Annotated in this window: 11 protein-coding genes; 7 read left to right on the top strand and 4 right to left on the bottom strand. The window is 43.0% G+C overall.

All coding sequences use genetic code 11. From position 1 onward, the window contains the following. Positions 1-24 precede the first annotated feature (24 nt). The 3 genes from recQ (at position 25) to fabV (ending at position 4024) form a co-directional block, all read left to right on the top strand. A complete protein-coding gene (recQ, locus tag RG47T_RS22350; RefSeq protein ID WP_074491923.1) occupies positions 25-2169 on the top strand; it encodes a DNA helicase RecQ in 2145 nt (714 codons plus the stop codon). A gap of 8 nt (positions 2170-2177) precedes the next feature. Beyond that, the gene (locus RG47T_RS22345; protein ID WP_074491921.1) at positions 2178-2756 is read left to right on the top strand and encodes a hypothetical protein; all 579 of its coding nucleotides are present in this window, start codon (positions 2178-2180) and stop codon (positions 2754-2756) included. 71 nt (positions 2757-2827) lie between these two features. Then, positions 2828-4024, top strand: a complete 1197-nt coding sequence (fabV, locus tag RG47T_RS22340) for an enoyl-ACP reductase FabV (RefSeq protein ID WP_074491919.1) — start codon at positions 2828-2830, stop codon at positions 4022-4024. A gap of 73 nt (positions 4025-4097) precedes the next feature. On the opposite strand, the gene RG47T_RS22335 is transcribed toward fabV, so the two are convergent. Next, positions 4098-4598, bottom strand: a complete 501-nt coding sequence (locus tag RG47T_RS22335) for an HXXEE domain-containing protein (protein ID WP_074491917.1) — start codon at positions 4596-4598, stop codon at positions 4098-4100. A 168-nt stretch (positions 4599-4766) separates the two neighbouring features. On the opposite strand from RG47T_RS22335, the gene RG47T_RS22330 reads away from it, so the two are divergent. Next, the gene (locus tag RG47T_RS22330; RefSeq protein ID WP_074491915.1) at positions 4767-6071 is read left to right on the top strand and encodes a UDP-N-acetylmuramoyl-tripeptide--D-alanyl-D-alanine ligase; all 1305 of its coding nucleotides are present in this window, start codon (positions 4767-4769) and stop codon (positions 6069-6071) included. A gap of 117 nt (positions 6072-6188) precedes the next feature. Here RG47T_RS22330 and RG47T_RS22325 read toward each other — a convergent pair whose 3' ends face one another. Continuing rightward, the gene (locus RG47T_RS22325; RefSeq protein ID WP_074491912.1) at positions 6189-7337 is read right to left on the bottom strand and encodes an NAD(P)/FAD-dependent oxidoreductase; all 1149 of its coding nucleotides are present in this window, start codon (positions 7335-7337) and stop codon (positions 6189-6191) included. 48 nt (positions 7338-7385) lie between these two features. Here RG47T_RS22325 and RG47T_RS22320 point away from each other — a divergent pair, with 48 nt between their 5' ends. Then, entirely contained in the window at positions 7386-8111 is a 726-nt protein-coding gene (locus RG47T_RS22320) for a zinc metallopeptidase (RefSeq protein ID WP_074491910.1), read from the top strand. A 268-nt stretch (positions 8112-8379) separates the two neighbouring features. On the opposite strand, the gene RG47T_RS27120 is transcribed toward RG47T_RS22320, so the two are convergent. Further along, complete coding sequence (locus tag RG47T_RS27120; RefSeq protein ID WP_171972582.1) at positions 8380-8556, bottom strand: methyltransferase domain-containing protein; 177 nt, start codon at positions 8554-8556, stop codon at positions 8380-8382. 458 nt (positions 8557-9014) lie between these two features. On the opposite strand from RG47T_RS27120, the gene RG47T_RS22310 reads away from it, so the two are divergent. Then, entirely contained in the window at positions 9015-9560 is a 546-nt protein-coding gene (locus RG47T_RS22310) for a peroxiredoxin (protein WP_074491908.1), read from the top strand. Positions 9561-9632: 72 nt separating this feature from the next. Then, a complete protein-coding gene (locus RG47T_RS22305) occupies positions 9633-10217 on the top strand; it encodes a carboxymuconolactone decarboxylase family protein (RefSeq protein ID WP_074491906.1) in 585 nt (194 codons plus the stop codon). 336 nt (positions 10218-10553) lie between these two features. Here the strand turns inward: RG47T_RS22305 and RG47T_RS22300 are convergent, their stop codons facing one another. Further along, a complete protein-coding gene (locus RG47T_RS22300; protein ID WP_074491904.1) occupies positions 10554-12095 on the bottom strand; it encodes a DHA2 family efflux MFS transporter permease subunit in 1542 nt (513 codons plus the stop codon). Between the last annotated feature and the right edge of the window lie 2 nt (positions 12096-12097).

Raw genomic sequence — 12097 nt, 5'->3', positions numbered from 1 at the left:
AAGGGAATCACTAACTTTACAATAATGACACCCCTAGAAGCCTTACACAAATACTTTGGTTATACAGAATTTCGCCACCAGCAGGGTGCCATCGTTCAGCAGATCTTAAACGGCGGCGATGCATTGGTGCTGATGCCAACGGGTGGCGGGAAGTCACTATGCTACCAGTTGCCTGCTGTGTTAATGGATGGATTAACTGTGGTTATTTCTCCGCTGATCGCTTTAATGAAAGACCAGGTGGATGCCCTAAACATCAACGGTATCCCGGCAGCTTTTTTAAACTCTAGCCTAAATGCCAACGAGCAGCAAAGTATTATAAGCCGGTTAAAATCGGGCGAAATTAAGTTACTTTACCTGGCCCCCGAGCGCTTGTTCGGTTCAGAGAACCGGTTGGTTACTTTCCTAAAAACTTTAAACGTAAGCCTTATCGCTATAGATGAGGCACATTGTATCTCGCACTGGGGTCATGATTTCAGGCCAGAGTATCTGATGCTTTCGAGCTTTAAAACAGAGTTCCCTAAAACACCCGTTATTGCATTAACGGCCACAGCTGACGACCTGACCCGCAAGGACATCCGCGAAAAATTAGCGCTGCATCAGCCTAAAGAATTTGTATCCTCCTTTAACCGGCCGAACATCAGCTATAAAGTATCGCCGAAAAAAGACAGCTATAACCAACTGCTAAACTTTTTAGATGACCACCAGGAAGATTCGGGCATTATTTATTGCCTGAGCCGCCAAAGCACCGAAGACCTTGCCGCCGACCTGCAAAAGCAGGGTTACGCAGCCAAAGCCTACCATGCCGGGCTGGATAACGAGACCAAAGCCCACAATCAGGATCAGTTTTTGCGCGATGAAATAAAGATTATGGTGGCTACTATTGCCTTCGGCATGGGCATCAATAAATCAAACGTGCGGTATGTGATACACCATGATCTGCCTAAAAACATTGAGGGTTACTACCAGGAGACAGGCCGGGCCGGTCGCGATGGTTTACCATCTGAGGCATTATTGTTTTTCTCGGCAGGTGATGCCTTTAAACTACAGCGCTTTGCCAGGGTAGAGGGCAATGAAGACCAAAGCCGCATTATGCTGAAAAAGCTGGATGATATGGTAAAGTATTGCCAGCTGCAAACCTGCCGCCGCCAGTATTTAATGCATTACTTTAACGAGCAGTTTCCGGATCATTGCGGCTCGTGCGATGTTTGCCTCACCGAGTTTAAAAAGTTCGATGGTACAGTGATTGCGCAAAAGGCGCTCTCGGCAGTTTATCGTTTAAACCAGCGTTTCGGCACTAATTATGTCATAGATTTTTTGCGGGGATCTAAAAGTGAAAAGATCCGTGATGAGCATAAGCAACTTAAAACCTACGGCATTGGTGCCGACCTTAGCAAAGCCGAATGGCAGCGTTACATGGGTCAATTGGCAATACAAGGCTATTTGGTGGTTACCGATGACCAGTATCCGATCTTAAAATTAACCGCCACAAGCGAAGCCGTTTTAAAAGGCCTGCAAAAAGTGGAGTTTAATTTAGCCGAAGACCTGGAAACTGCAGCAACAGAAACCCAGCCAACCATTTACGAAGCAGGGCTGCTGCACGACCTAAAAACCACCCGCTTTAACCTGGCTATGAATGAGAACGTGCCGGCTTATATTATCCTGTCGGATGCCACATTACTGGAGATGGCAACCTACCTGCCACAAAGTACGGAAGAGCTTGGCCGTATTTCCGGTTTTGGTGAGGTTAAGTTGCAGCGTTATGGTACCGCCTTTTTAAAGGTAATTACAGCTTATTGCAGCCAGCATGGCTTGGCTTCCAAAATCGGGATTAAAAAACCCAAGATCACCAAAACTAAAACAACCCGCGCATCAACAGGCGGCACACAGCGCGAAAGCTTTGATCTGTACAAAGCGGGGGTTGGCATAACAGAGATTGCCGGCATGCGCAACTTATCGCCAATGACTGTAGAAGGGCACCTATGTTCCTTTATCCAATCTGGAGAAATGGAGGTAACTGACCTGGTTGATCAGCAGAAAATTCCTAAAATTCAGGACGCGGTAGAAAGCTATGGCGCAGACCGGTTAGCGCCCTTAAAAGAAATTTTAGGCGATGACTACAGCTATACCGAAATTAAAGCCGTAGTAAGCTGGATGAAAAAAGAGGCATAAGACATAAGATGATCACCCATTACCAACAGTACGAAATAGAAGTTATTGATGATGAAGGTTATGTCTTAAACTCAACGGACAATAAAAATCATTATCAAAACGTAATTCATGATCCGGCCGATGTCTATCAGCCATCCGCCAAACATGGCATCAGGGTTAAAGAACACGAAGTTGAAATCTCCAGCGTAGTCATTTATGCATCAGGCGGCATAACAAGAATAAATGCACGTTCGCCATTAATTAAAGATGATATCATATTTATCTGTTGTACAAATAGTGTTTATGCTCTGCAAGTTCCATCTTTGGATTTAATTTGGAAAAACAACCTTGATTTGGCGACTTGTTTTTGTATTTATGAATTTGATGGGGATCTGTTAATACATGGCGAAACTCAAATTTCAAGGATTGCCTTCAATGGCGATATTAAATGGACATTCAGTGGCAGAGATATTTTCTTAACATTGGACGAAAAGCCTCCAATTGAATTTTCTGATAACAAAATTATCCTCAGAGATTTTCTGGGTTATGAATATCATTTAGATGCCGATGGCAGGCTAATTAATGATAACTACACGCAAGTCAATTAATTCTAAAGAACCTTTTTTAGGAATGTTTTCAAAATATTCCTTATATATGCCTCGATTTTTAATAAGTTTTTATGATTATAGAACCCAGAATACGCGGATTTATCTGTTTAACCTCTCATCCTCAGGGCTGTGAGCAAAATGTGATCAATCAAATTAATTATATCAAATCAAAGAAAGCAATTGATGGCGGCCCGGTTAAAGTATTGGTAATCGGCGCATCAACTGGTTTTGGTTTGGCTTCGCGCATTACCAGCGCTTTCGGTTCAGATGCTTCAACCGTGGGTGTTTATTTCGAAAAACCACCCGCACCGGGCAAACCGGCATCAGCAGGCTGGTACAATACCGCCGCTTTTGAGAAACAAGCGCATGAAGCCGGCCTATACGCCAAAAGCATCAACGGCGATGCCTTCTCTGACGAGATCAAAGAAAAAACTATCGCACTGATCAAAAAAGACCTGGGCCAGGTTGACCTGGTTATTTATAGCCTGGCTTCTCCACGCAGAAATCACCCAAAAACAGGCGTTGCCCACAACTCGGTTATTAAACCAATTGGCGAAGTTTTCACCAATAAGACGGTTGATTTCCATACCGGCGTAGTATCCGAAATTTCTATCAACCCGGCTACCGACGAAGAAATTGCCAATACCGTTGAGGTAATGGGCGGCGAAGACTGGGGCATGTGGATTGATGAAATGAAAGCCGCGAATATATTGGCCAACGGTGTAGTAACTGTTGCTTACTCTTACATTGGCCCTGCACTAACAGAAAAGGTTTACCGCAAAGGCACCATTGGCCGTGCTAAAGATCATCTGGAAGCTACCGCTTTCGAAATCAGCGATAAGCTAAAAGATATTGACGGCAAAGCCCTCATCTCTGTTAATAAGGCGTTGGTTACCCAGGCAAGCTCAGCTATCCCGGTTATTCCGCTATATATCTCTTTACTATATAAAGTAATGAAAGAAGAAGGTATTCATGAGGGTTGTATCGAACAGATCCAGCGTTTGTTTGAGCAACGTTTATATACCGATACCACCATACCGGTAGATGAAAAAGGCCGCATCCGTATAGACGATTTGGAAATGCGCCCAGACGTCCAGGCTAAAGTACAGGCCCTTTGGGCAGAAGCTGATACCGATTCGCTTGCCTCCATTGGCGACCTAGCCGGATACCGATCTGACTTTATGAACTTGTTTGGTTTTGAAGTACCGGAAGTAACTTACGGTACCGATGTAAATGAAATGGTAGAAGTTTCGGGCTTGGTAAGCTAATTGTTTACTGATCTCATCACATACAAGTAAGGCCTCCCCAAACCGGGAGGCCTTACTACTTTAAACGATATATTTATTTATTGGCCGTTTGATATTGCTCAAACTTAATGGCTCGTTGGCGATGACTATAGGCAGACCATATATGGTAGGCTATCCCTACTAAAAAACATTTACCGGCATAATCCAGCGTAATGGCATGCGTAGCCAGCAGCTCCCAGTTAATGTAAATGGTCAGGGGCAGATAGATAAACATGGCAGTTACCTCGCCCGGCGAATAGGTTTTGGTGCGTGCACTCCCCAAAATATGAAACAAAGCATTTACAGCAGCAATGGATGTAAGCGCTAATAACCATGAAATACCCTGGATAGCCGGACCAAGCAAAAGCGGAATAAATGACAATACGATATAAACAATGTTAATCACTGTGTGCCTACTTTTAGTAATGCTCGCTGCAATATCCGGCCGCGAATCCCGGTACCATTTAATGAACCCGCCCGGAAAAACAAACTCTTCTATAATGTGCGCAATGATAGCGAAGGGTAGTAGCCAGGCCACTAAATAATACGTTTTCATCTGCTCTAACTTTGTTTGTTGAAACAAATGTATAGCAGGGTGGCACCCTACGCAATAGGCCAACGGTTAGGTAGATGATAAAAACGGTAGATGGCAGAAAATTTCCGGTGAACTAAAACTGGTTAATCGGAATATAACATTTTACAAGCTTCGCTGTATATTTACATCATGGTTACCGAACAACTTTATGAGCTGTTTTTACAGCACCCCGTAATTAGTACAGACACCCGCAAAATTGCGCAAGGCAGTTTATTTTTTGCCCTGAAGGGAGATACGTTTGATGCCAATAGCTTTGCCCAACAAGCCATTGAAGCAGGCGCAGCTTATGCTGTAATTGATAATGCCCAATATCGCATTAGCGAACAATACATACTGGTAGACGACGTACTTACCAAGCTGCAAGACCTGGCTCGCTACCACCGCAAGCAATTGCAGATACCGGTGATAGGCCTAACTGGTACCAATGGTAAAACCACCACTAAGGAACTTATTAAAGCCGTTTTATCGCAGCATTTTAAAACCTATGCCACACAGGGTAATTTAAATAACCATATTGGTGTACCATTAAGCGTGCTATCGATAACTAATGAATACGACATGGCCGTAATAGAAATGGGGGCCAACCACCAGAAAGAAATTGAGATGTTGTGCACTATTTCGCAACCCACACATGGCTTAATTACCAATGTTGGCAAAGCACACCTGGAAGGCTTTGGCGGTACAGAAGGCGTAAAAATAGCCAAAGGCGAATTATATGATTATCTGCAGGCAACTAACGGAACCATCTTCATCAATACCGATAGCCCCGTATTGGCTGAAATGAAAGCAGCACGCAACCTGCAAAACACAATAGGCTACGGAACCAAGGAGCCCGGTAATCTAATTACCGGTAAGGTGACTAAAAATGCACCTTACGTATCGCTGGAATGGTCGGGGTCAAATAACGTTAGTCACGAGGTTGACTCTCATTTAACCGGCGCATACAACCTGGATAATATGCTGGCAGCTATTTGCATAGGTACTTATTTTAAAATGAGTGATGCCGAAATTAACGCCGGCCTTAGCAGCTATCAGCCAACCAATAATCGCTCGCAAATTATGCAGACGGCACATAACACCCTCATTTGCGACTATTATAACGCCAACCCCAGCAGCATGGCGGTAGCTATAGACAACATTAGCACCATGGATGCTAAAGACAAAGTATTGGTACTGGGCGATATGTTCGAACTGGGTGATGAATCTGCAGCAGAGCATGAGGCTATTATCCAAAAAGCTATTGCGGCGCCCGTTAACCAGCGAATTTTTATCGGCAAAGCATTCTTCGATCTTAAACCGGGTTTCAGTGCTGATTTTTTTGAGACTACCGACGATGCAATTAAGGCCCTGAAAGAAAAACCGGTTAAGCATTCAACGGTATTGCTTAAAGGCTCAAGAGGAATGGCTTTGGAGCGGTTGGTTGAGTTGTTTTAACTTTTCTGTCATGCGGAACTTGTTTCGGCACCCCACTTGCTAAGTGTAAAGTAATCAAAGTTTCCGACCTGTCCTGTGGGGTGCCGAACAAGTTCGGCATGACAGGTTAAGAAGCGGTTATACATTCAACATCAACTCCGCAACCTCTTCGCCAACCAAACTCCCCATGGCTATACCCATACCATTGCAGCGAACAGCGCAAAATACATTAGGCTGAAGCTCTTTTATGATGGGGCTTAGTTCATCACCAAAGCCCATAATACCACTCCACCAGCAATCAATCTCTACCGGCTGGTTGGGTAAAATAATTTCATGCAAATAAGTGGTTAGCTGTGCTTTTACCTGTTCTGTATTACCAAAGTTTGCGGTTTCCTCTGCCTTAAAATTAAGGTTGCGGCCGCCACCAAAAAGTATACGATCATCAATATTGCGGAAGTAATAATAGCCCTCGTTAAAATGATAAGTGCCTTTGATTTTTAAATTGGGGATAGGCTTGGTTACCAATACTTGGCCCCGGCCGGGCACTACATCTAAGTCAGGATAGAGCTGACGGGCAAAGGCATTGTTAGCTACAATAACTTTATCGGAGCGGAAGTTTCCTTGCGAAGTATGTACCAATAAATGATTGCCATCTGTTTCAACACCGTTAACCACGCAGTTATTCAATACCAGCACGCCGGCCTCATATGCTTTATAAAGTAAAGTGCGCATCATATACCCGGTATCAATTTGGCCTTCGTATTTATTAACAATCATCTTACTAACTCCCTGAAAACCAAAGCCTGCAATTTTAGCATCCGCAACTGCATAAATGTCAGTATCACCAATTACAGCACTTAAAAGTTTATTGAGGTAAGGGATAGCTGTTATGGCTGCTTGTGCTTCTTCCTTTTCTGCTGTAGTAAAAAGCTCATATCCGCCATGCTGCTGATAGCGGATATTTTGGTCGCCAAGGTTAGCTCTTAAGCGTTGTAAACCTCGGTATCTGTAATTAACCATGCGCAGCATTTCTACTTCGGATGAGCGATTAATATAGGCTAATTGCTCAGAAACGGTGCCGAAACAGGCAAAACCTACATTTTTTGTACTGGCGCCGCTAGGCAAAAATCCCAGGTCTAATACGGTTACTCTTAGTGCAGGCTCCTTAAGTTTTAAATGCAGCGCTGCACTTAGCCCAACCAAACCGCTGCCAATGATAATCACATCGGCATTGTCAATAAATGCGGTGCGTTCCCAGTATGAAAATGCAGGTTCTGTGGCTGTCATGTTTTAAAATGCGGAATACTTTTTGAAACAGTTAATAAAAATATAAAGATGGTACATTTCTCATTTATAACTGCATACATAGGCTTCTCTTCTGCCTGGGTCTTGATGATCGGCGTGGCGTTAGTGAGCTTTATTGTTCAATCACGGTTTAAAAGCAAGTTCCAAAAATATGCCGAAATTCCATTATCATCCGGTTTAACCGGTGCCGAAGTAGCTCAAAAAATGCTGCGCGATAACGGCATACTGGATGTACAGGTAATTTCTGTTGAAGGCCAGTTAACCGACCACTACAACCCAGAAAATAAAACGGTGAATTTAAGCCCCGATGTTTATTATAGCAGAAGCGTAGCGGCAGCTGCAGTAGCGGCACACGAATGCGGGCATGCGGTGCAACATGCCAAAGCTTATAGTTGGTTAAGTTTGCGCACTGCTATAGTGCCGGTAATTAGCGTTGCATCAAGATTGGTGCAATGGACTTTGATGATTGGCGTAATGCTGATGATCTTTGCAATTAACCCTTATATTTTAATCATAGGCATTGCTGCATTAGCCTTGGTTACCCTGTTTAGCTTTATAACGCTACCCGTTGAGTTTGATGCTAGCCAACGTGCCTTGGCCTGGTTAAATAACAATTACAGCGTAATGCAAAGCAGCGAGGAACACGAGCAAGCTAAAGATGCCCTGTGGTGGGCTGCCATGACTTATGTTGTTGCCGCCTTAGGTTCACTGGCAACCCTGCTTTATTATATTTCCTTTTTAAACAGAAGGAATTGAGAAAGGGAATCAGGAATCGAGCTCAACCCTATTTCTGGGCCATAATGAAAAGCTGTAGGCCCAATATCATTTTGCCTATATCGTAACCTATTATTATTTTAACTTTAGAAAAACCTGCCGCACGGAAATCATTCAGCACGTCCCATCCGAAATGGTAAAAGCAGAGGATACCTTGCGGAATCACGGGATCGCCATGGTATTCGGGCTCCAGCAGGTATGTAATCTCTCCGGCTTTGTTATAGTTGTCCTTACCAGCGTTTTATCATTTTCAATAATAAATGGGGTACTCAAAAAAGACATGGCCACCCGTTTTTGTAACCCGGTATAGTTCGCTAACTGCCTGCTTGTAATCGGGGATATGTTCCAGATCTTCAAACGACAGGCAAAGATCAAAAAGAATTATCCGGATAAGTAAGCCCGGTAAGGTCCTGGTGCAGGGCAGCACCCGGTTTATAATAAGTGGTGGTTAAATCAACCTGGTTCTGCTCCAATAACCGTCTATGAAACAAAGTATCATGCTTTGAAAGATACACCTTCTTTGCTTTCGAAAAATACTTCTTTATTCTGCTAGCAACTTGTTATAGGGCGATTCTGCGTACAGATGATCAATTTTTTTGGCAAGGGCTTTTTGTATCGCGTTTAAACTTTGTCTGGCGGTTCGTTTTAAAAGATTAATCTTTCGACTGCAAACTACAATTAATTTCTTTTATCGCTCCGTGTAATCTACAATGGTTTGGATGCCTCGCAAAAACCGCATACATAATCCGCTCATTATCAACAAAAATCAACTGTCTATATTTTATAATATATGTATAGACAAATACTATACCCCATCAAAATAATCAATCAGGAAGCATACTCATTTAGCCGTATATTTGCGATATAATTAACAGAGAAACCATTATGATAACAATCGGTCAAAAATTTCCAGCATTTAATAAAAAAGCTGCAGTTAGTATAGAAAAAGGTAAAGAGTTTGAAGACATAACTTCTGATTTTTTAGTTAACGACGAAAATGTTTGGACTGTAATGTTCTGGTGGCCAAAAGATTTCACTTTTGTATGCCCTACAGAAATTGCCGAATTCAACAAAAACTACGGTGAATTCCGTGACCGCGATACCCGTTTAATTGGTGCTTCTACAGATTCTGAATTTGTTCACGCTGCCTGGAGAAAAAACCACGATGACTTGCGCGATCTGAAGTTCCCTATGTTAGCTGATACTTCAAAATCACTAGCTGAAGACCTGGGTATATTAGAACCGACTGAAAAAATTGCTTACCGTGCTACTTTCATTATTGACCCAACTGGTGTTGTACGCTGGGTATGTGTTAACGATTTAAACGTTGGCCGTAACGTTAAAGAAGTATTACGTGTACTTGATGGTTTACAAACCGACGAACTTTGCCCATGTAACTGGGAAAAAGGCGAGGAAACCATTACGGTATAATTTTACCTTATAAATTAATCCCCGTAGGTAACTAACGGGGATTTTTATTTTATACACACACCAAATATTAAAATGAGCGAAACTACAGATGTAATACAAGAGCTGCTTGAAGGCGTAGCATTAGATAAAAACTACCGCACTACAGCACTTGACCTTTTAGAAAAAGGCGAATCGCGCTATGTACGCGATCTTAAGTTGAATTTTACCAGTACGCTTACTTCAGAGCACTTAAGCACCAAAGAGTGTGCGCTGCTGGGCCTTAGTACTGCTATCAATAACACCAATAAACCACTGGCAGATTATTATACCAAATATGCCGAAGCACAGGGTGCTACAGCAGCAGATGTTGCAGAGGCCGTTGGCTGTGCTTCGTTACTGGCATCTAACAATATATTTTATCGTTTCAGGCACTTTACCCAAAAGGAAAAGTACACGCAGATCCCTGCACGCATCCGCATGCAGTTAATGATGAAACCCGTAACCGGCAAAGAGTTTTTTGAACTGATGAGCCTGGCTATATCAGCCGTTAATGGTTGTGAAATGTGTGTTAATGCACATGAGGACTCATTAATTAAACTAGGTACCACAGAAGAGCGTATTTTTGACGCTGTCAGAATCGCTTCTTTAGTAACCGCAACAGGAAAGGTGGTTTATTAACAATTGTTAATGACCTCCTATTCAAAAGCCTCTGTATGCTCATACAGAGGCTTTTATGTTTTAACTATATGTTAATAACATTTTGCGTTTACCAAAATTAATTTTTTAATTTTATAGAAGATTAAGCAACCTCGTTTTCATAATACCAATAGTCGTGCGCTCGGGGAAAAGACTACTTTTTAATTGTATTTTTTTTGGATAAGCCGTTCAGAGGTCAACTGAACGGCTTTTTCCTTTTATGGAATAGCTTAAAGCAAAAATCCCGGCTACTTTCGCATCCGGGATTATCGTAAATACTCTTACTTATTTAAGTAATATTGTATGTCGAGTTAATTGTTAGTGCGCGTCTGTTACAGCCTTCAATTTCTTAAATGGCTGCAGATAAAGCAGCGGTATCGAAAACAACATCACCAATCCTGATAACCAATAGGCATCATCATAAGTGAGCAGAAGCGACTGCCGGGTAACTACACCTTCAATTGCCTGGTAAGCCATCTTTGTGGCATCTGACATTGAACTCCCCCTGGCCATAAAAGCATGTACGTAACCATTTAAACGATCTGTAAAAATTGGATTATTCGGGCTAATGTTCACCAGCAAATTATTACGGTGTAAGCCCTGGCGGGTGTGGATTATAGTAGTTAATACCGCAATACCAAACGAGCCTCCTAATTGGCGCATCATGTTGTTTAAACCTGAACCCTGACCAACTTCCGCACCTTTCAGGTCGGCCATGGCCAGTGTGGTTAATGGTACAAATAATAAAGCCATACCAACCCCACGTATAAGCAATGGAATCAATACATCGCCCTGGCCTGTTGCCAGGGTAGAGTGACTGAGCATATTGGTAAATACGAAGAACAGAAACATGCCAACTGTAGCCATAAACTGAGCCGGTATACCTTTATTTAACATCTTGCCGATAAAAGGCATCATTACAATGGTACACAAGCCCCCCGGAAATAGCAGCTCGCCTGTTTGTTGCGCGTTAAAGCCCAACAGATTCTGGCAAAACACCGGGAAAACAAACACAGATCCGTATAGGCCAAAGCCCAGTATGAAAGATGTAACCATACCCACAGAGAAACTCCTGTGGCGCATAATGCTAAAGTTTACTACCGGGTGGTCTGTACTCATTTCGCGCCATAGGAACAATAAAAATCCTAATCCTGCTGCAATGCTGAGTACTAAAATGTAGGTTTTAGCAAACCAATCTTCGTCTTCGCCTTTTTCTAGTATGGTTTGCAAACTGCCTACAGTAATGGCCAATAATATAATACCCCACCAGTCTACGGGTTTACTCGAATCCTTGGGCGTCTCTCGTATAAACGTTATGGTACAGAAGGCTGCCAGTGCGCCTACAGGTATGTTTACATAAAAGATCCATGGCCATGAGTAATTCTCTACAATCCAGCCACCAATGGTAGGCCCCACGGTAGGCCCTACTACCGCACCCAAACCAAATAGCGCAGTAGCCGTGCCTATCTCTTCGCGCGGCCATGTTTCTATCAGGATGGCTTGCGCCGTCGAGATCAAACCACCACCCGCAAAGCCTTGTATTATCCTGAAAAGTATCAGTTCATTCATGGTATGCGCATTACCGCACAGGAAAGACACGATAGTGAATACAATAATTGACGCGAGAAAATACTGTTTACGCCCGAAGCGGCTTCCCAGCCACCCAGACATGGGTAATATAATAACGTTGGCCACTGCATAACCGGTAACCACCCAGGCCACATCCGTAAGGGTGGCACCCAGGTTACCCTGTATGTGGGGCAGCGCTACGTTTACAATCGTTGTATCAATCAGCTCTAAAAGTGAAGCCGTGATTACGGTGATCGTAATGATCCATTTTTTAAAGCCGGTTTCAGCCATAA

The organism is Mucilaginibacter polytrichastri, from assembly GCF_001911425.1.
In the GTDB taxonomy this organism is placed as follows: Bacteria; Bacteroidota; Bacteroidia; order Sphingobacteriales; family Sphingobacteriaceae; genus Mucilaginibacter; species Mucilaginibacter polytrichastri.
This window is presented reverse-complemented; position numbering and strand designations above follow the sequence as displayed.

Excerpts from the sequence above, each read along its gene's own strand:
- fabV (WP_074491919.1), top strand. The coding sequence starts at position 2,828 with ATGATTATAGAACCCAGAATACGCGGATTTATCTGTTTAACCTCTCAT.
- RG47T_RS22300 (WP_074491904.1), bottom strand. The coding sequence starts at position 12,095 with ATGGCTGAAACCGGCTTTAAAAAATGGATCATTACGATCACCGTAATC.
- RG47T_RS22305 (WP_074491906.1), top strand. The coding sequence starts at position 9,633 with ATGAGCGAAACTACAGATGTAATACAAGAGCTGCTTGAAGGCGTAGCA.
- RG47T_RS22335 (WP_074491917.1), bottom strand. The coding sequence starts at position 4,598 with ATGAAAACGTATTATTTAGTGGCCTGGCTACTACCCTTCGCTATCATT.
- RG47T_RS22325 (WP_074491912.1), bottom strand. The coding sequence starts at position 7,337 with ATGACAGCCACAGAACCTGCATTTTCATACTGGGAACGCACCGCATTT.
- RG47T_RS22330 (WP_074491915.1), top strand. The coding sequence starts at position 4,767 with ATGGTTACCGAACAACTTTATGAGCTGTTTTTACAGCACCCCGTAATT.
- RG47T_RS22310 (WP_074491908.1), top strand. The coding sequence starts at position 9,015 with ATGATAACAATCGGTCAAAAATTTCCAGCATTTAATAAAAAAGCTGCA.
- RG47T_RS22345 (WP_074491921.1), top strand. The coding sequence starts at position 2,178 with ATGATCACCCATTACCAACAGTACGAAATAGAAGTTATTGATGATGAA.
- recQ (WP_074491923.1), top strand. The coding sequence starts at position 25 with ATGACACCCCTAGAAGCCTTACACAAATACTTTGGTTATACAGAATTT.
- RG47T_RS22320 (WP_074491910.1), top strand. The coding sequence starts at position 7,386 with ATGGTACATTTCTCATTTATAACTGCATACATAGGCTTCTCTTCTGCC.